This window comes from Rhodanobacter sp. GW835-FHT13D09 (assembly GCF_058793995.1).
Genome location: NZ_JBXAGL010000013.1, coordinates 22055 through 41622 on the forward strand (window position 1 = coordinate 22055; position 19568 = coordinate 41622).

A 19568-nucleotide genomic window follows, 5' to 3' on the forward strand; every position below is an offset into this window, starting at 1 on the left:
ACGTCCATGGACCGCTTATGCGGCCCATGGACACGGAGCTACCAGACTTGAGAATAGCGCAGTGAGTGCAACGAGTGCAGTGAGTGAAATGAGTGCGCGCAAGGGCCGGGGTATGGGCTTTTGGTGTCGCATGCGATTGTTGGGAACGGCCGCCCTTCTCGTGACGATCTTGCTGTTCCCTGGCGGTGCCGGCGCCTCAGCGGCTTTCCACGATCCGCTTGATTCTGCAGCGGTGAAGGTTGGGAATCTCGCCGAGCGGCCGATGCTGGCCGCGGCCAAGGCAGGCAATCGTCTGGTGGCGGTCGGTCTGAGGGGGGTTGTCATCTATTCCGATGACCAGGGTAAATCCTGGCAACAGAGCGACGTTCCCGTACAGAGCGACCTGGTGGCAGTTTACTTTCCTTTGCCGGCTGACGGCTGGGCTGTAGGACACGACGGCGTGATCCTTCATAGCAGCGATGGCGGTAAGAGTTGGGTCAAGCAGCTCGACGGCCGCATGGCATTGAAAGTCTTCGAGCACTATTACGAGAACAAAATGGCCAGCGCAGATGCCAACGGCACGCGCGCCAACAGGGACGGGACGACAGACCGCAGTACGAGCGATGGCGCCGCCAGCGCAACGGTGGCTGGCCGTGACTATGCCACCGCACTGAAAGTGGTCAGGGAAAATTTTGGAACTGGACCCAACCTGCCGTTTCTAGCTGTTTGGTTCAAGGATGCGTCCACCGGCTACGCTGTAGGGTCGTTCGGGACGCTGGTCACGACGACCGACGGAGGACACAGTTGGCAACCCGCGTTTGAGCGGGTCGACAACCCACGCACGCTCAATCTCAATGCGCTTCGTGGGATCGGCGGGCGACTGTTCGTCGCCGGTGAGCGCGGCGGCGTATTCCGGCTCGACAACGCAACGGGCAGCTTTACGTCGCTCAAGACGGGCTACGACGGAAGCTTCTTCGGCGTCGCGGGATCCGATACGGTGCTGCTGGCATTCGGCCTGCAAGGTACGATTTACCGCAGCAGCGACGGCGGCACGACTTGGCAGGTGGTCGAATCCCCCAGTCGCTCGACAATCAGTGCAGGCGTCTACGACGCGCAGAGCAATATATTCGTGCTGGTTACGGTCGACGGCGAACTACTCGTTGGTAACGGTGACGGGACCGAATTTACGGTTGACAAGGGGCGGCGCGGTGACCGCTATACCGGAATTTGTGTGGTTTCTGATGGCAGGTATCTGGTCACCGGCCTGGATGGGGTGCACTTGACCGAGCCAGGCATCGCGCAGACAGCTTCGGCTCCGAATCGGCACAGTAAATAACTATGGCACACGTAACTACAAATGATACGCCGGGGTTTGCCGTCGAGACGCTGCATACATTTGATCGGCGCAGCGGCAATTGGCTCGAACGCTTTGTCTTCAATCATCGGCTCTGGATTATCGTGGTCTGCGCCATCGCTACCGTGGTGCTCGCGATGCTGGCCGCGAAACTTCGGGTGACGGTCAGCTATCAGGGGGTGATGCCGCAATCGCAGGCGTTCATCAAGAACTATCAGGCGTACCACGAGCAACTCCATGGCTTGGGCAACGCCGTGCGTATTGTTGTCGAGAACAAGCACGGGGATATTTACCAGTCAAAGTACTTGCGTACGTTGCAGAAAATCAACAATGAGGTCTACCTGTTGCCGGGGGTCGACCGCTCGTTCATGAAGTCGCTGTGGTTGCCCGTGGTGCGCTGGACAGAAATCACGCCTGAAGGCTACACAGGTGGACCTGTAATGCCCGATGCTGTCAGCGCGACGGGGCCGATCGCGGCAGCAGATATTGACCGGCTGCGGCAGAACGTGATCCGCGCCGGCCTGCTGGGCTCGTTGGTTGCGAACGATCAGCACTCGACCATGCTCTATGTGCCGCTGATCGACAAGGATCCACAGACCGGGAAGCTGCTTAATTACGCCGACTTTCACGCACAGATGGAAGGTTTGAACAGGTTCGAGGCGGACGGGGTCAGTATTCATGTGATCGGGTTTGCCCAGCTCATGGGTGACCTTATACACGCAGTCAAGCAGGTGCTCGCGTATTTCCTGATCGCGGCGCTGATCATCGCGGCCCTACTGCGTTTTTACACTGGCTGTTGGCGCAGCACAGGGGTGGTCATCGGCTGCACGCTGGTCGCGGTGATTTGGCAGCTTGGCATAATGAAAATTGCCGGCTTCACGCTGGGTCCGTATTCCATTCTGGTCCCGTTTTTAGTCTTCGCCATCGGCATATCGCACGGTTCGCAGAAGATGAACGGCATCATGCAGGATATCGGTCGAGGAGCACACAAGTACGTTGGTGCACGGTACACATTCCGGCGCTTGTTCTTGTGCGGCGTCACAGCGTTGCTGGCCGACGCCGTGGGTTTTGCAGTGCTGTCGATCATCAACATTCCAGCGATCCGTGAACTCGCAGCGGCCGCCAGCATCGGTGTAGCGGCGCTGATCTTCACCAATTTGATCCTCATACCCGTCCTGCTGTCCTACACCGGAGTGAGCAAAGTTGCAGCTGCGCGCAGTCTGGCGCGCATGGAGGGAAATCACCCCGTCGTTTCCTGGTTGACGAAGTTCACTGGCAAGCGGCGCGCGGTTTTCGTGCTTGCGGTGTGCGGCATACTCGTGGCCGCGGGTGCGGTAGTCGCTTCGCACGAGCAAATCGGGGATCTCGATCCTGGGGCACCGGAGCTGCGGCCGAATTCCCGGTACAACCTGGACAACAAATATATCGTCGATCACTACTCGCTCTCCAGCGACCAGCTCGCGGTGATCGTTGCAACGCCAGATCAGGGCGTGGTCAGCTTCGAAACGTTGCTGGAGATGGATCGCCTGGAGCAAAAGCTCCGCATGCTTCCTGGTGTGCAAACGACGGTATCTGCAGCCAGCCTTGCGCGGGAATTGACGCCCGCAGGTTTCGAAGGTTCGCTCAAGTGGGAAACGATAAATCGCAACCCGTTCGTGGTGCAGGACGCGATCAACAATGTCTATAACGCTGATGCGTCGTTGCTCAATGATGCTCGCTCGGTAACGCCGATCATCGTGTATCTCCGCGACCACAAAGCGGCGACGCTGACGCGTGTCGTGGACGCCGTCCAAGCATTCGCGAAGACGAACGACACGCCCAACTACAAATTCTTGCTTGCGGCGGGCAACGCGGGTATCCAAGCGGCAACCAACATTGCCGTCGCCCGCGCCAACCGAACGATGTTGTTCTATGTCTACCTGGCGGTAATTCTACTTTGCTTCATCACGTTCAGAAGCTGGCGGGCGGTCCTGCTGGCAGTAATTCCGCTGGTCGTGACAACCGTGCTGTGTGAGGCGTTAATGGTGTTGCTGGGTATTGGCGTGACAGTGGCCACGCTGCCGGTGACTGCTTTGGGCGTCGGCATTGGCGTGGACTACGCCCTGTATCTCCTGACCGAGCATTTGGCGGCTCATCGGCGCGGTGAGTCGGTGCAGGAGTCCTACAGGCATGCACTGAAGTGGACCGGCAAGGTAGTGGCTCTGATCGGTGTAACGCTGGCCGTGGCAGTAGGTACCTGGGCATGGTCCCCGATAAAGTTTCAGGCAAATATGGGGATACTGCTGGCCTTTATGTTCCTCTGGAACATGCTGGGTGCACTGGTCATGATTCCAAGCCTTGCTGCATTCCTGATGCCGGCGTTGCCGAAGACACAGGGGCCGGAGTTGGCACATTCCGGCGAACACGTGTCGATCCAAGCCCAACCTTCCTGACGCCAGTAGGCGAATAGCGATGCGCACCGGTGGCCAACCCGCCTTATATCGGATGTGCCTTTGCGGTGCCGGTCGTGCCACGAGGTGAAGGCAAATGAGGTCGGTGACCGTGCGAATCAATGAGGAGTGAAGTGTGAGATGAGTTTGGCGAAATGGCCTGAGTGGCATACCAACGAAGATTTCCTGCGTATCCTCACTCCGGAAGGAACATTGTCCGGCGAGGCCCCGGATGTCGATGAAGAAAGTCTCTTGCGATGGCATGAGGCCATGGTGAAGACGCGCATGCTGGAAGACATGACACTTCGCCTCCAACGGCGTGGTGTGTTCAGCGTGGTTGCCGGTGGTCCGGGTGAAGAGGCCATTGGGGTCGGGGCAAGTGCCGCGCTTCAAGCGGGTGACTGGCTGCACCCGACCTATCGCCAAGAGGGGGCTCTCCTCTACTGGAATTTTCCGCTTGACCGCACGTTTGCTGCGATGCTCGGCCACGCACCCGAGCATGTTCGCGACGCGCTCCCGCTGGACCCTGCCGAGGCACCCAAAATCAGGTCCACGCCCTTTCCGGTCTTTCTCGGAGCAAACATTCCCTTGGCGGTCGGGACTGCCTTGTCCGACAAGGTGAACAACAAACCCCATGTGTCACTTGCGTTCATTGGCGATGGCGCGACGAGCGAAGGCGATTTCCATGACGGCCTGGGGCTCGCGGGTGTCCTGAAAGTCCCACTGGTTGTGGTCATTGCGAACAACGGTTGGAGCATCTCGGTCCCGACCAGCAGGCAGACGGCCGCGGAAACTCTCGCACAGAAGGCGGTTGCGCACGGCATACCACATACCCGTGTTGATGGAAACGATGTGCTGGCTGTTTATGCAGCCACGAAGGCTGCCGTCGATACTGCGCGCATGGGTGGGGGTGCATGCCTGATTGAGGCGGTGTCCTATCGTATGCAGGCGCACACATCCAACGATGACGCGAGGGCCTATCGCGACGATACCGAGCTCGAATACTGGGCGAAGCGGGATCCGATTGATCGCTTCGAAAAATACCTCGCAGGACGCAACCTCATCGACGAGACATATAAAAAGGCCCAGAGCAAACGGATTGATGACGTTCTGCGGGCGGCTGTCGATCGCGCATTGCATGTCCAGGCCACGCCGGCAGAAACGATGTTCCTGAATCATCTGAATGGTGAAATCGGATGGCAGTTCCGGCACCAGCAATGTGAGCTGGCTGCCGAGCTTGCTGGCAGGAATCCATTTCTGGATTTTGATGGTTCTGGGCTGCCGGAGAGAGAACATGACTGAGGACATGAATCTCGTCGGCAGTATCAACCATACCCTGCGATCGGAGCTCAGGAAGAATGCTCGCCTGCGTCTGGTGGGTTATGACATCGGTCCGGTCGGCGGCATGTTCCGAGTCACCGAGGGACTGTTCGATGAATTCGGCCCAGAGCGGGTCATCGATACGCCGTTGACCGAAAACGGCATCATGGGAATGGCCGTCGGAATGGCCATCGCAGGCGAGCGGCCGGTAGTAGAGGTGCAATTCCTCAGCTTCATGTACAACGCTTGGGGGCAATTCATCTACCACCTGTCGAATTTTCACCAAAAGACGGGTGGCCTGTTCAACGTACCGGTGACGATCCGCGCCGTGTTTGGCGGCGGCATCAAGCCCTTGCCATTCCATTCGGAATCGACCGAAGCCTGGTTCATGCACACCCCGGGTATCCGCGTCGTGTGTCCGAGCACGCCGCGCCAGGCCAAGGGGTTGCTGCTCGCTTCACTTCGTTGCGATGACCCGGTAATTTTTCTGGAACATTCCAAGCTATATCGCGCTTTCCGCGAGTCGGTGCCGGAAGACGATTTTCTTCTCCCGCTCGACAAGTGTCGTATCGTTCAGGCAGGTAGCGATCTTACGGTACTCACCTGGGGCAACATGGTTCATGTTGCGACCGAGGCAGCGGGCAAGGTCGATGCCAGCATCGAGATCATCGATCTCGTCAGCCTGGCTCCGATTGACGTGGAGTCGATTCTTGCTTCTGTCCGAAAGACGGGCCGTTGTGTGATCGTGCATGAAGCCAGACGAACGGCTGGCCCGGGCGCCGAGTTGATTGCCCTCATCAATGAATATGCCCTCGAGTGGCTCAAGGCGCCCATCAAGCGGGTCACCGGCTTTGATGTGGCGTTCCCCGATACTTCCACCGAAGATTTTTATCTGCCGGGGGTCGATCGCGCGAAATTCGCGTTCGAAGCCGTGCTTGGTTTCGAATTCTAACGAGAGAGACTAATGCGCTACGAATTTCAACTGCCGGACGTTGGCGAAGGTTTGACCGAGGGCGTGATCGGCAAGTGGCTGGTCGAAGCCGGTGATGCCATCAAGGAGGATGCGCCACTGTGCGAGATCGAAACCGACAAGGTCATGGTGGAAATTACCGCGCCTTGCACTGGTACTGTTCTCAGCATCACAGGAGCGCCTGGTGAAATTCTAAAGGTAGGTACGGTCATCGCAGTTTTTGAAACCGACAAGCCTCCCGTGGGCGGGCACAAACCATCCCACGCGCAAGCCGATGCAACGCCGCAAGTGCCACCTTCCAACGAAGCCGCCCAAACCAGGATTCAAGAGCAGCGCCCGCCGAAGACGAATACCACGCCGGCGGTCGCCGCTTCCCCCATCGCGGCTTCGATCAGGGCCACGCCTGCCACTCGCCGTCTGGCTCGCGAAAATGGAATCGATTTGAACGGGGTTGCCGGTTCCGGACCAGGTGGCCGGATTCTTGGCGACGACGTGCTCCAGATGGCAGGTGGCGCCGCCGCAGATACATTTGCTGGCTTCGGTCAACGTTTCTCAGTGCAGCCAATACCGCACGAACCCGGGCAGACCCGGGTTATGCTGTCGACGCTGCAAAGGGCGGTTGCGACGCAGATGGTGCGCTCGGTGAGCGTCATCCCGCACGCGTCGAGTGCCTATCGATGCGAGGCTGAGCGATTTGTAGCGCTGCGCAAGCTGGTGCAGGACCGCCTGGGCACCCGGATTTCGTTTACCGCCATGGTCATGAAGGCGATGGTGCCTGCGCTTCAGAGGTTCCCCAATTTCAATTGCAGCTTCGATGACACCAGCAACGAAATCGTCTACCCGCCATCGATAAACATCGGTTTCGCCACACAGACGGATGACGGGCTGATGGTGCCGGTGGTGAAGAACTGCGAGCGCAAAAGCCTTGCCGAAATATCGGGGGAAGTCGATCGTCTGGCCGATGCGGCGCGCAACCGCAAGATCAAGGTCGCCGATCTGCGCGGTGGCACCATCACGCTCAGCAACGTCGGTAGCCATGGCCGCGTCGAGACGACGGGAGGCAGGCTCATCATCAACCACCCACAGGCCGCAATCATTGGTCTTTCGAGGATTCGACCGCAGGCGGTGGTCCATGATGGCGCGGTAGTCGCCGCGCAATGTCTTGACATCTACGCGTCCTACGATCATCGCATCATCGATGGGATTTACGCCAACGTCTTCATCGAGCAGTTAGCTGGCGTCATCGAGGAACCGGGGATGCTGCTGGCCGTCTGAGGGATGCAGACAAGTCATCCGGGAATTTGCGATGAACCGATTATGGGCAAGCCAATGCAGAACCTGAAATGCGACCTCCTGGTCATTGGCGGCGGCCCTGGCGGCTATTCGGCGGCCTTTCGCGCCGCGGACCTTGGCCTCCATGTTGTCATTGCGGACAGTGAGTCAACGCTGGGAGGCGTGTGCCTCAACGTGGGCTGTATCCCGTCCAAGACTTATCTTCATCAGGCAGCGCTTATCCGGGAGGCTCAAAGTCAGGCGACCAACGGGGTCAACTTCGGTCCTCCGAAAATTGATCTCGACGCGCTCAGGGCGCACAAGAACCGTGTCGTCGGGAAATTGCTCAATGGACTCGGCAGCCTCGCCAAGGTGCGCAAGGTCGAGGTTTTGCAGGGGGCTGGTTGCCTGACCAGCACGACGAGTGCAAAGTTGACTGGCGTCGACGGCGAGATTGGTATCGCCTTCAAGTACTGCCTTTTGGCGGTGGGAAGCAGGATTCAGCGCCTGCCATTCCTGCCGGAAGACCCGCGCATCCTCGATTCGACTTCGGCCCTGGAGCTTCCAGCCTCCAAAGGGTCGATGTTGGTCATCGGCGGTGGCATCATCGGGCTGGAAATGGCGACTATTTATTCGGCACTCGGTATGCAGGTTGATATCATCGAGCTCACCGATAGCCTGATTCCAGGCGCTGACCGTGATCTGGTCGGCGTTTGGCAGAAGGCGAACGCGAAAAGGCTCGGCAGCATCGTGCTAAATACAAGTGTATTGGCCGTGACCTGCACGAAGGAGGGCGTAAACGTCACATTTGCGGCTCCTGGCCAAACCGGGCAAACAGCGCGTTACGATTATGTCCTTGCAGCGACCGGGCGCATTCCCAATGGACGATGCGTCAACGGGGAAGCGGCAGGTGTCGCGATCGACGAGCGCGGCTACATTCCAGTCGATATTCAAATGCGAACGAATATTCGCACTATCTTCGCTGTGGGAGACGTCGTTGGGGCCCCGATGCTGGCTCACAAAGCCGTGCATCAAGCTCATGTCGCGGCAGAGGTCATTGCCGGCGAATTCTTCGGAGACGCTGTATTGGCGCGCGCAGCCTTCGATGCGCGCGTCGTTCCCGCCGTTGCCTACACCGACCCCGAGATTGCTTGGGCCGGACTCACCGAAACGGAGGCCAAGGCTACGGGAATCGAGGTGGGCTGCGCTAAATTCCCCTGGGCGGCGAGCGGCCGCGCAATTGCAAATTCTTGTGACGGGGGATTCACGAAACTATTGTTCGACAATGCAAGCGGCGTCATCCTCGGAGGAGCACTTGCGGGGCCAAACGCTGGAGACATGATCGGAGAGATCGCGCTTGCAATAGAGATGAGCGCGGAAGTGGCGGATCTTGCGCTCACCATTCACCCTCATCCTACGCTGGGAGAGACCATCGGCATAGCTGCCGAGGTAGCCGTTGGGGCTTGCACAGACATCGCTCCTTCTGCGAAGAGCCGGAGCCTGTAGATGACAGGGAATGCTCTGACAGTGCGACGGCCGAACTGCATGGAGGAAGGTATTCCGCTGATCAATGGTTCAGAAGGGAAGCCGGGCCGAAGAAGGTTATTTGATGATTGGCCACGCATGCAGAATGCTGCGCATTCCACCGAAGTATGCGGTGTCGCCGCTGGTGTATTTGATCAAGAGGGAAAGTGTGAGCGACTTGGCGCGGATTCGGGCAAAGCGCAAGCGCAACTTCATGGGACGGTACTTTTCAGCCCGCTCACGTGGAGGTTCACGGTACTCGTCGTGGGGCAATTTTTCGCGGACTGGCAAGCATGCAGGCATCGTCCGCGTGGGCGATGAGGGCGGTGCCGGGTCGACCCGCGCAACGAGATCATCAGGGAAGTCTCGCGCAAGTTGTGCAGCGACAGCGGCAACCCGGTGCTGTTCGAGGTGTCCGAGCGCATCGAGAAGGTGATGGGCGAGGTCAAGAAGATGTTCCCCAACCTCGACTGGTACTCGGCCAGCGCCTACCACATGATGGGCGTGCCCACCGCGATGTTCACGCCGCTGTTCGTGATCGCGCGCACCTCCGGCTGGAGCGCACACGTGATCGAGCAGCGCCAGGACGGCAAGATCATCCGCCCCAGCGCGAACTACACCGGCCCGGAAGACCAGGCCTACGTGCCGATCGACAAGCGTTGAGTCTTCCGCCCGCCACAACGGAAGATGAGGATCGTCCGGCTGCTTCATTGTTCACTTTCAAATGACGAAGCCCAGTACCTCTTTACACCGCAAAGACGTCCTGCGCACGACGTGCTGGCCGGGCAAGGAGCTTCGCTCCGTCGGCCTCCAATGCCGCTGGGTGGGGCGGATCTCAGCCGCGCGTTTCTGAAATCGACGTTGGGTACCCGAGAAACAGGTGGAACATTTTCAGGACATATGACATGACGATCAACGAAATAGGTGTAATTGGCGCGGGCATCATGGGCAGCGGCATCGCCCAGGTCTGTGCTGTCGCAGGGTTGCCGGTCACCATGGTGGATATCAGCGACGCTGCATTGCGACGAGGCATGGTGGCGATAGGCGAAAGCCTGGACAAACTGGTCAAGAAGGACAAGCTAAGTTCGGCGGAGCGCGACAGCGCAGTCGCGCGCATCACCCCGACGGTCGAGTACGCAGCATTGTCGCGGGCGCAATTGGTGATCGAAGCGGCAACCGAGAATCGAGAGCTGAAGCAGCGCATACTTCGGCAAGCGGACGAGCTGATGCATGCCGATGCGATCCTGGCCACGAACACGTCATCGCTCTCGATCACCGAGCTTGCGGCCGGAACGAGCCGGCCCGATCGCTTCGGTGGCATGCACTTCTTCAACCCGGTGCCGGTGATGGCGCTGGTCGAGATCATCCGCGGCCTGGGAACATCCGAGGAAACCAAGGGTGCCCTTCTGGAGTTTGCGCGCCGGATCGGCAAGACGCCGATCTCCGTGCGCAACAGCGGGGGCTTCGCGGTCAACCGCGTACTCTGCCCGATGATCAACGAGGCTATTTTCGCGCTGCAGGACGGTGTCGCCAGTGCCGAGGACATCGATATCGGGATGCGCCTTGGCTGCAACCACCCGATCGGACCACTTGCCCTCGCCGACATGATCGGCCTCGATACCTTGCTTGCCGTGATGGAGGTGCTGCACCGCGATTTCGGCGACCCGAAGTACCGTCCCGCGCCGCTAATGCGGGAAATGGTTGCGGGCGGCCGGCTCGGCCGCAAAAGCGGAACCGGATTTTTCAGCTATGACTGAGCATTAGGCGCTCGATTCGCACTGGGATCGTCATGACGCGGCCTGAAGTATTTATGGTGGGAGAAGGAACTCGATGTCGATTCCACCAAGGTCAACCCGAATGGTTCGGGCATTTCGCTGGGGCATCCGGTCGGCGCCACTGGGGCTATCATCACGACCAAGGCCGTGTACGAACTGGCGCGCATCGGCGGGCGGTTCGTACTGGCCACGATGCGCACCGGCGGCGGGCGGGGCATCGCTGCCATCTTCAAACGCACATGACGCCGCCGCATGAGCACGCCTTCACTGGCGCCCAACCGACCATGCAGGAGATGAACGTGTCTCTCGACCACAACCTATCGGCACCCATTGTATTGGAGGTGGACGGAACGATCGCCCGCCTCCGATTCAACCGACCCGAACAACTCAACGCCATCGACGTGCCCACGGCTCGGGCATTCCATGAGGCGTGCCAGCGAATCGCGAACAGCGATGGGCTGCGCGCCGTCGTGATTTCAGGCAATGGACGTGCCTTCGTTGCCGGGGGGGATCTGCGTGCGCTGTGCCAGGATCCCGTGGTCACGGCAAGCGCGGTGATCGATCCGATGAACCGAGCTTTGCTCATCCTCAAAGCCTTGTCGCAACCGGTCATTGCCAGTCTGCATGGGCATGTCGCCGGCGCCGGTATTGGTATTGCACTCGCATGTGACTTTGCGATTGCCGCCGAGGCGACGCAGTTCAACCTGGCCTATGCCCGCATCGGCGCCAGCCTGGATTGCTCGGCGTCATGGCACCTGGTACGCGCCGTCGGTTTGCGCAAGGCGATCGAATTGAGCGTTCTCAGCCCGACCTTCGACGCCAGAGAGGCGCTGGCCTTCGGCATCGTCGGAAACGTGGTTGCAGCCGAGGAACTGGAGGCCGCAACCAGCGGGCTAGCAGCGAGGCTTGCGAAGGGGCCGACGGTAGCGTTCGGCGCGATCAAGCGGCAGCTAAATTCCGCACACGCGCATACGCTTGAGGAGCATCTCGCGCTGGAACAGGCGGCCTTCTGTGAGTGTGCGGCGACAGCAGACTTTTCCAACGGGGTCGAAGCCTTTCTAGCGGGGGCCAAGCCTGTCTTCCAAGGACGATGAGGACGATGACGGAAAATGAAGGCAACGCCACGACAGCGAAGGCGAGCGCGCAGCATGTGCCTTGCGGGCATGTTTACGCTGGGTTGTCCCGTTAGTTGGCACGAACGTCCGGTCGCGGTAGGGACACCGGTTGCCAAGCGCGTCCCGCGAAGATCCGTACGTGCGGCACTACCGCATACAGTTCCTGCCTGAGGACGTGGCGCATCGAACGGTGTTGGTGTTTGTCGACATAGTTGTCCGCTTTCTTACGCTACGAGCGGTAGCGATTCGGCAAGCCGTTTGACTGCCCCGGTTGGGATCGAGCCAGACAGCGCCGATGGGCTTCCAGCTTCGTGTCGCACGACCGCGTCAGCGGTCGGGATGGGTTTGCTCTGCTCCTCATAGACAGCTGTGTGCCGCTGACCTGCCCCGTAAACCCGATCCAAGCATAGCGAGAGGTCACCCCCGCGCGATCACCCCGATCGCCAGCAGCGCCAGCGCCACGCCAGCGAGATTGAGTCGGCTCAGCCGTTCGCGGAACAGCAGCAGGCCGACCAGCGCGCCCAGCGCGACCACGCCGAGGTTCATGCTGGCGAACACCAGCGCCGGGTGCCCGGGCAGTGCGCGGTGGCCGCGCAGGTAGAACAGGATGTTGCCGAAGTTGGCCAGCCCCAGCACGAGGCCGGCCAGCGCGTTGCGCAGGGTGAAGCGGGCGTCCCCGCGCACGCGCCGCCACAGCTGCAGCGCAAACGCCACCAGCAGCGCCAGCGCGAACATCGCCTGCAGCGACGCGCCCAGCGGCACGCCGGCCTGCGCCACGCGCTTGAACAGCACGTCGATAAGGCCGAAGCCGGCGAACACCGCCAGCGGGTACAGCCAGCCCGCGGCGCCGCGCTCCGCGCTGCCGCCTCCGCCGCGCCAGACCATGCACAGCAAGGCGAGCAGGCCCAGCGCAATGCCGAGCGCCTTGAACGCGGTGAGCCGTTCGCCGAACAGCGCGAACGCGGCCAGCAGCGAGAGCAGCAGCGACAGCCGCTGCGCCGCGTCGCTGCGCACGATGCCGGTATGGCGCACCGACGCGGCCAGCGCCAGGAAGATCGTCGGCAGCAGGAGGCCCAGCGCGGCCAGTGCCAGCCATGGCGCGCCGGGTTCGCGCAGGGTGACCAGCGACGGCTGCAGCAGCAGCGCGGTGAGCGCGCCGGCGACCACGTAGTTCCAGGCGATCGCCTGGCCCACGTCGATGCTGAAACGCCGCGCCAGCTTCAGCAGCACCGACACCAGCACGCTGCACATGACGCTGAGCAGGACGTAGATCATGCGTCGCCCGCCGGCGCCGTCTCACAGCGCATCGAGCGGAATCTTCAGGTAGCGCACGCCGTTGTCCTCGGCCGACGGCAGCTGGCCGGCGCGCATGTTCACCTGCACCGCCCGCAACAGCGGTGCCGTCGTCGCCAGCGTGGCATCGCGCGTCTCGCGCAGGTGCACGAATGCCTCTTCGCCGATGCCGTTGCGTGCGCGGATATTGTCGCGGCGCTCGGCGCCCATCGTGGTCTCGTGCTGGAATTCGTGGCGATCTCCGGCCTGCTAGTCGCGGCAGAGGAACACCCGGGTGGCGTCCGGCAGGGCGAACAGACGGCGGATCGAGCGGTACAGCCTGCGCGCATCGCCGCCGGGAAGGTCGCAGCGCGCAGTGCCGTAGTCTGGCATGAACAGGGTGTCGCCGACGAACGCCGCGTCGCCGACCAGGTGGGTCAGCCAGCGGGCGTGTGGCCGGGCGTGTGCAGCGTCACCGCCTCGATGCCGCCGACCATGTAGCGCTCGCCGTCAATGAACAGGTGGTCGAACTGGCTGCCGTCGCAGCGGAAGCCGGGGTCGGCGTTGAACAACCGGCCGAAGGTATGGCTGGCTTCGTCGAAGAAGACCTGCACCTAGGGGTGATGCATCGTCATTTTCTTCCGTCGCTTGGTGACCGGGGCGGTGCCTGGATGGAAGCCATGATTCCGCTTCCTGTGGCTGCGGGCGCGGGGATTATCGCCGCCTGCGCGGCCGGCCGCCGTATCGCGCCCCGTCACGCCATACCGGGCACAAGCGTCCTTGCGTCACTCAAGCAGGAGATCGACATGTCGCTGCCCCCAGTCCCCACTCCCGTCATACCAACGCGCGCTCGCGGAATTTGTGGCGCACGTCCGGTTGGTGCTGGACCTGGCCACCCCGGAATCGGCGCGGCGCGACGCCGAGTCCCGCCTGCTGGCGCAGCTGCCGGCCCTGCAGGCGCTGGGCGTGTTCGAGCTGTTCGTCATCCGCGACCCGGCGCTGCGCGCGCTGGTGCAGGACGAACTGCCGGCCTGCCGGACCCATGCCGCTTGAACGTTTGCTCAAGCAAAACTGAACTCAAATATATTTGCATTGACAAATATATTTGAGGCAATAGAATGCACGACCATGAACTCCGAATTGCTCGCCTTCGCCACCCCCAGGGAAAGCCTGGGCGTCCTGCTTGGCCTCGTGCGCGCGGAGATCGTGCGCGCGATGGAGGCCGAACTGGCGGCCAAGGGCCTGAACCTGAGCTTCACCCAGTTCCTGATCCTCAAGCGGTTGGCCCGGCTCGGCCCGATGTCGGCCACCGAGCTGGCCCGCTCGGTGGAGCTGGATGGCGGCGCGATGACCCGCCAGCTCGACCACCTCGAGGGCAAGGGCTACCTGCGCCGCTGCCGGCATGAGCAGGATCGCCGCACGCTGCGGATCGAGCTGACCGACGCCGGCGACGCGCTGTGGCACGAGCTGACCGACTGCAACGATCGCGTGCTCAGCGCGGCCCAGCGCTCGCTGGACGAGACCGAGCAGGCGCAGCTGCACGACTACCTGGAACGCGTGCTGCACGCGCTTCGCGACAAGAACTGACCCTTTCCACCCTGGAATTTTCCATGCGTCTGCATCGACTTGCGGCTGCGGCCGCCCTGACCGTCGCGTTGGCCGGCTGCGTCAGCAGCGGCGGCCTGCACCCGGACGGCCGCCCGATCGATCCGGCCACGCTGAAGGCCGGGCGCAGCCTGGCTGGCGTGGACGTGTCGCCCGCCGGCTGGCCGTCCACGGACTGGTGGAGCGGACTGGGCGACCCGCAGCTCGATGCGCTGATCGCCGAGGCGCTGCACGACAACCCCGGCCTGGGCGTGGCCGATGCGCGCGCGCGCGCCGCGCAGGCCGCGGCGGGCATCGCCGATGCCGCCCGCGGGCCCAGCGTGAATGCCGGTGCCGCGGTAGCCGGCGCCCGGCCGCCGGCCACGCTGCTCGGCGACAAGGCGCATTTCGCGATCGCCAAGTACGGCTACGCCAACTTCAAGTGGGATCTGGATCTGTGGGGCGGCAAGCGCGCTGCGTGGGAAGCCGCGCTGGGCCAGGCGCGCGCCGCCGAGGTGGACGCCCGCGCCGCGCGCATCGAGCTCTCCGGCAACGTGGCCCGCGCCTATGTACAGCTCGGCTACGCGTTCACCGAGCAGGACCTGGCCGACGCCGAACTGCAGCGCGCCGGCGCCGCGCGCGAGCTGACCCGCCAGCGCGTGACCGCCGGCATCGACAACCAGATCGCGCTGAAGCAGGGCGACGCCGAAGTGGCCAGCGCCGAGCAGCAGGCGGCGCTGGCCCGCCGCGCGGTCGATGCGGCGCGCTCGTCGCTGGCGGTGCTGCTGGGCAAGGGCCCGGACCGCGGCTTGCAGATCGAGCGGCCACGACTGCTGCAGCCGGCCGTGCTGGCGGTGCCGGCGAACCTGCCGCTGGATCTCGTCGGCCATCGCGCCGACCTGGTCGCGGCGCGCTGGCGCGTCGAGGCCACCGGCAAGGACATCAAGGCGGCGAAGACCGAATTCCTGCCCGACATCAGCATCGGCGCGATGGCCGGCGTGATCGCGATGGGCGGCGGCAACCCGTTCACCCTGCCCGCGCGGTTCTACCAGGTGGGGCCGTCGCTCAGCCTGCCGCTCTTCGACGGTGGCCGCCTGCGCGCGAACCTTTCGGCCAAGGATGCGCGGTACGACCTCGCCGTGGCGCAGTACAACCAGACCCTGGTCGGCGCGCTCAACCAGGTCGCCGACGAGCTGTCCGCGCTCAAGTCGCTGCAGACGCAGGTCGCCGCGCAGCAGCGCGCGCAGGATGCCGCGCAACAGGCCTGGACGCTGGCCGAGCAGCGCTACAAGGCCGGCATCGGCAGCTACTTGGAAGCGCTCAGCGTGCGCCAGCAGCTGCTCGCCGCCGAGCGCGGCACCGCCGTGCTCGAGGCGCAGCAGGTCGATCTTTCGGTGCAGCTGATCCAGGCCCTCGGCGGCGGCTACCAGCCCCGGGCCGCCGCGGCCGCCGCCACCCCGTCCCCCACCCCGTCACGTTCCTGAGGCAGCCCCATGTCCAGCCAGACCATCCCCGATTCGAGCGGCGCCACGGCCGCCAGCCCGCCGGTCGTCCCGCCCGCGCAGAAGAACCCGCGCGGCCTGCTGCTGCGTCTGCTCGGCGTAGCGGTGCTGCTCGCCGTCGTCGGCTGGGCGCTGTGGTACTTCCTCGACGGCCGCTGGTACGAAGGCACCGACGACGCCTACGTCAACGGCAACGTGGTGCAGATCACTCCGCAGGTGCCCGGCACCGTGGTCAGCATCGGCGCCGACGACGGCGACCTGGTGCATGCCGGCGACGTGCTGGTGCGGCTCGACCCCAGCGACGCCGACGTGGCGCTGGCCGAGGCGAAGGCGAACCTCGCCAACACCGTGCGCAAGGTGCGCGGCCTGTATTCCAGCGTCAACGGCGCACAGGCCGACGTGGCCGCGCGCAAGACCGCGGTGGACAAGGCCCGCGCCGACTACGACCGGCGCGTGGCGCTGGCGAAGTCCGGCGCGATCTCGGCCGAGGAACTGGCGCACGCCAGCGACGCGCTGACCAGCGCCGAGAGCAACCTGGTCACCGCGCAACAGCAGTACCAGACCAGCAAGGTGCTGGTCGACGACACCGTGGTCGCCTCGCACCCGGACGTGCAGGCCGCCGCGGCCCGCCTGCGCGCCGCCTTCCTCGACGACGTGCGCGCCACCCTGGTCGCGCCGGTGGACGGCTATGTGGCCAAGCGCTCGGTGCAGGTCGGCCAACGGGTGCAACCCGGTGCCGCGCTGATGGCGGTGGTGCCGCTGCGCAGCGTGTGGGTGGACGCGAACTTCAAGGAGACCCAGCTCACCCACATGCGCATCGGCCAGCCGGTGACGATCCAGTCCGACGTCTATGGCGGCAAGGTGGCATACAAGGGCAAGGTGCAGAGCCTGGGCGTGGGCACCGGCAGCGCGTTCTCGCTGCTGCCGGCGCAGAACGCCACCGGCAACTGGATCAAGATCGTGCAGCGCATCCCGGTGCGTATCGTGTTCGACGACCCGGCCGAGCTGGACAAGCACCCGCTGCGCATCGGCATGTCGCTGAACGTGGACGTCGGCCTGCATGACCAGAGCGGCCCGATGCTGGCGCGGCAGTCACCGACCGAGCCCGCCTTCAGCACCGCCGTGTACAAGCAGCAGCTGGACAGCGCCGACCAGGTGATCGCGCAGATCGTGCACGCCAACATGCCCGGCAACAAGTAACACCCGTGGCTCCCTCCCCTGCTATGCAGGGGAGGGTCGGGGTGGGGTGCTCTTGATCTTCGCGCCAGGAGCAACCCCCTCCCGACCTCCCCCTGCATTGCAGGGGGAGGAGCAGATCTCCACCTCTGACCGATCCTGATGACCACCGAATTCCGCCCGCCCAATCTGGCACTGAGCACGATCGGCCTATCGTTGGCCACGTTCATGCAGGTGCTGGACACCACCATCGCGAACGTGTCGCTGCCGACCATCGCCGGCAACCTCGGCGTCAGCAACAACCAGAGCACCTGGGTGATCACCTCGTTCGCGGTGAGCATGGCGATCGCGCTGCCGCTGACCGGCTTCCTCAGCCGCCGCTTCGGCGAGGTGCGGCTGTTCACCGCCTGCACGCTGCTGTTCGCACTGACCTCGTTCCTGTGCGGCATCTCGCAGAGCATGGGCATGCTGATCCTGTTCCGCGCGCTGCAGGGCGCGGTGGCCGGGCCGATGTACCCGATCACGCAGAGCCTGCTGATCGGCATCTATCCGCCGGCCAAGCGCGGCATGGCGCTGGCGCTGCTGGCGATGGTCACGGTGGTGGCGCCGATCGCCGGGCCGATCCTCGGCGGCTGGATCACCGACAACTACTCGTGGCCGTGGATCTTCTTCATCAACGTGCCGATCGGCATCTTCGCCAGCATGGTGGTGGCCAACCAGCTGCGCGCGAAAGTGGAGAAGACCGAGCGGCCGAAGGTCGACTACGTCGGCCTGGTCAGCCTGATCATCGGCGTGGGCGCGCTGCAGATCGTGCTGGACAAGGGCAACGACGAGGACTGGTTCAACTCCACCTTCATCATCGTCACCAGCATCGTCTCGGCGATCGGCATCGCGGTGTTCCTGATCTGGGAGCTGACCGACAAGGACCCGATCGTCGACCTGCGCCTGTTCCGCCACCGCAACTTCACCGCTGGCACCATCGCGCTGATCCTGGCCTACGCGGCGTTCTTCGCGATCGGCCTGCTGGTGCCGCTGTGGCTGCAGCGCAACCTCAGCTACACCTCCACCTGGGCCGGCTTCGCCACTGCGCCGATCGGCGTGCTGCCGGTGCTGCTGACCTTCTTCGTGGGCAAGTACGCCACCCGCTTCGACCTGCGCATGCTGGCCTCGATCGCGTTCGTGGTGATGGCCGGCACCTGCTTCATGCGCTCGGACTTCTTCATCGGCATCGACTTCTACCACGTGGCGATGGTGCAGCTGTGGCAGGGCCTGGGCGTGGCATTGTTCTTCATGCCGGTGCTGACCATCCTGCTGTCGGACCTGCAGCAGAACGAGATCGCGTCCGGCTCCGGCCTGGCCACCTTCCTGCGCACGCTGGGCGGCAGCTTCTCCGCCTCGCTCACCACGCTGCTGTGGGAGCGCCGCGCGGTGACCCACCACGAGCAGCTGACCGAGCACATCACCGCCTACAGCCCGACCACGCAGGCTGCGATGCACCAGATCGGCCAGGGCGACCAGCAGGCCGCTGCCGGCGTGCTCAACGACATGATCACCCAACAGGCCTACCAGATCTCGTTCAACGAGGTGTTCCACGCGCTGGGCTGGATCTTCCTCGCGCTGGTGCTGGTGATCTGGCTGGCCAGGCCGCCGTTCACGCCGAAGGCCAGACCGGCCGCCGGCGGCCACTGAAACCGGCGGCAATCACCGAAACGAGCACGGCCCCGAACGGGGCCGTGCTCGTTTCCGCGGATCGGCATGCGCCAGTCAGATGTCGAAGGCGACGCCGACCAGCGCCATCGTCTCGCCGGCGTTCGGGCGATGCAGGCTTCCATTGGAAACGTGCCGGATCGCCACGCTGAAATGCTTCGCCTGCCAGCCCAGCGTGCTGACGAACTGGTAGTGGCTGGACAGCGCGTAGGTGGTGTGGTTGGTGGCGGCGAGCTGCTCGCTGAAGAACAGCGGCTGGTACCAGTCGCTGGTGTCGCCCAGGTGGAAGCGTGCGCCGGCGGCAAGCAGGGCGACCGAGTCGCGGGTGGTGTAACGGCTATCGGTCGTCACGTGGCGACCATCGATCCAGCCGAGCGAGACATCCGGTGACCAGGTGAAACGGGTCTGGCCTAGCGGCTGCGGCGCGAATACGGCCTCGACGAAGGCGGCTTTCGTGCCGTGACTGTCCATGTAGCTGCGACCGGCCTGTACTTCGAACCGTGTGGCAGCCGCCGGCAGGGCGGCGGTGAGCAACGCCAGGACGAAGGCGCTGCGGGTCAGATGACGTAGAGACATTGCGGGGGTGGCC

The 19568-nt window shown here is 63.3% G+C and carries 16 protein-coding genes and 2 pseudogenes; 15 read left to right on the plus strand and 3 right to left on the minus strand.

The features are described 5' to 3' along the window. The first annotated feature begins 88 nt into the window (after positions 1-88). The 10 genes and pseudogenes from AC1Q5A_RS15220 to AC1Q5A_RS15265 all read left to right on the plus strand — a co-directional run bounded on the left by AC1Q5A_RS15220 (position 89) and on the right by AC1Q5A_RS15265 (position 11717). Positions 89-1315 carry a WD40/YVTN/BNR-like repeat-containing protein gene (locus tag AC1Q5A_RS15220; RefSeq protein WP_492702086.1) on the plus strand — a complete coding sequence of 409 codons (1227 nt, stop codon included), beginning with the start codon at positions 89-91 and terminating at the stop codon, positions 1313-1315. A gap of 2 nt (positions 1316-1317) precedes the next feature. Then, positions 1318-3765 (plus strand): efflux RND transporter permease subunit, encoded by a 2448-nt coding sequence (locus AC1Q5A_RS15225; protein WP_492702088.1) that lies wholly within the window; start codon positions 1318-1320, stop codon positions 3763-3765. 138 nt (positions 3766-3903) lie between these two features. Next, on the plus strand, positions 3904-5064 hold the full coding sequence (locus tag AC1Q5A_RS15230; protein WP_492702090.1) for a thiamine pyrophosphate-dependent dehydrogenase E1 component subunit alpha: 1161 nt from the start codon (positions 3904-3906) through the stop codon (positions 5062-5064). After that, positions 5057-6034: an alpha-ketoacid dehydrogenase subunit beta gene (locus AC1Q5A_RS15235; protein ID WP_492702092.1), complete on the plus strand. Its 978-nt coding sequence runs from the start codon at positions 5057-5059 to the stop codon at positions 6032-6034. Before AC1Q5A_RS15230 ends, AC1Q5A_RS15235 begins: the two co-directional genes overlap by 8 nt. Before the next feature lie 12 nt (positions 6035-6046). Continuing rightward, positions 6047-7327, plus strand: a complete 1281-nt coding sequence (locus AC1Q5A_RS15240; RefSeq protein ID WP_492702094.1) for a dihydrolipoamide acetyltransferase family protein — start codon at positions 6047-6049, stop codon at positions 7325-7327. 42 nt (positions 7328-7369) lie between these two features. Beyond that, entirely contained in the window at positions 7370-8830 is a 1461-nt protein-coding gene (gene lpdA, locus AC1Q5A_RS15245) for a dihydrolipoyl dehydrogenase (protein WP_492702096.1), read from the plus strand. Between the two features lie 354 nt (positions 8831-9184). Next, positions 9185-9511, plus strand: a pseudogene (locus tag AC1Q5A_RS15250) (citrate/2-methylcitrate synthase); the annotation flags it as partial. A 242-nt stretch (positions 9512-9753) separates the two neighbouring features. After that, positions 9754-10605: a 3-hydroxybutyryl-CoA dehydrogenase gene (locus AC1Q5A_RS15255; protein ID WP_492702098.1), complete on the plus strand. Its 852-nt coding sequence runs from the start codon at positions 9754-9756 to the stop codon at positions 10603-10605. Between the two features lie 42 nt (positions 10606-10647). Then, positions 10648-10866, plus strand: coding sequence for a hypothetical protein (locus AC1Q5A_RS15260; protein ID WP_492702196.1), 219 nt, complete (start codon positions 10648-10650; stop codon positions 10864-10866). Continuing rightward, positions 10863-11717, plus strand: a complete 855-nt coding sequence (locus AC1Q5A_RS15265) for an enoyl-CoA hydratase/isomerase family protein (protein ID WP_492702100.1) — start codon at positions 10863-10865, stop codon at positions 11715-11717. The genes AC1Q5A_RS15260 and AC1Q5A_RS15265 overlap by 4 nt, the downstream gene beginning before the upstream one ends. A gap of 438 nt (positions 11718-12155) precedes the next feature. Here AC1Q5A_RS15265 and AC1Q5A_RS15270 read toward each other — a convergent pair whose 3' ends face one another. Together AC1Q5A_RS15270 and AC1Q5A_RS15275 are read right to left on the minus strand one after the other, a co-directional pair. After that, complete coding sequence (locus AC1Q5A_RS15270) at positions 12156-13013, minus strand: EamA family transporter (protein WP_492702102.1); 858 nt, start codon at positions 13011-13013, stop codon at positions 12156-12158. Positions 13014-13034: 21 nt separating this feature from the next. Further along, positions 13035-13594, minus strand: a pseudogene (locus tag AC1Q5A_RS15275) (MBL fold metallo-hydrolase); the annotation flags it as partial. Positions 13595-13871: 277 nt separating this feature from the next. Between AC1Q5A_RS15275 and AC1Q5A_RS15280 the strand changes: the two are divergent. The 5 genes from AC1Q5A_RS15280 (at position 13872) to AC1Q5A_RS15300 (ending at position 18961) form a co-directional block, all read left to right on the plus strand. Continuing rightward, positions 13872-14063, plus strand: coding sequence for a hypothetical protein (locus tag AC1Q5A_RS15280; protein ID WP_492702104.1), 192 nt, complete (start codon positions 13872-13874; stop codon positions 14061-14063). Positions 14064-14138: 75 nt separating this feature from the next. Then, positions 14139-14597 (plus strand): MarR family winged helix-turn-helix transcriptional regulator, encoded by a 459-nt coding sequence (locus tag AC1Q5A_RS15285; protein ID WP_492702106.1) that lies wholly within the window; start codon positions 14139-14141, stop codon positions 14595-14597. Between the two features lie 23 nt (positions 14598-14620). Beyond that, on the plus strand, positions 14621-16078 hold the full coding sequence (locus tag AC1Q5A_RS15290; protein WP_492702108.1) for an efflux transporter outer membrane subunit: 1458 nt from the start codon (positions 14621-14623) through the stop codon (positions 16076-16078). Positions 16079-16087: 9 nt separating this feature from the next. Then, on the plus strand, positions 16088-17296 hold the full coding sequence (locus AC1Q5A_RS15295) for an HlyD family secretion protein (RefSeq protein WP_492702110.1): 1209 nt from the start codon (positions 16088-16090) through the stop codon (positions 17294-17296). Between the two features lie 138 nt (positions 17297-17434). Next, positions 17435-18961 (plus strand): DHA2 family efflux MFS transporter permease subunit, encoded by a 1527-nt coding sequence (locus AC1Q5A_RS15300; RefSeq protein WP_492702112.1) that lies wholly within the window; start codon positions 17435-17437, stop codon positions 18959-18961. 75 nt (positions 18962-19036) lie between these two features. Here the strand turns inward: AC1Q5A_RS15300 and AC1Q5A_RS15305 are convergent, their stop codons facing one another. Further along, positions 19037-19555 (minus strand): lipid A 3-O-deacylase, encoded by a 519-nt coding sequence (locus tag AC1Q5A_RS15305; protein WP_492702114.1) that lies wholly within the window; start codon positions 19553-19555, stop codon positions 19037-19039. Positions 19556-19568: the final 13 nt, after the last annotated feature.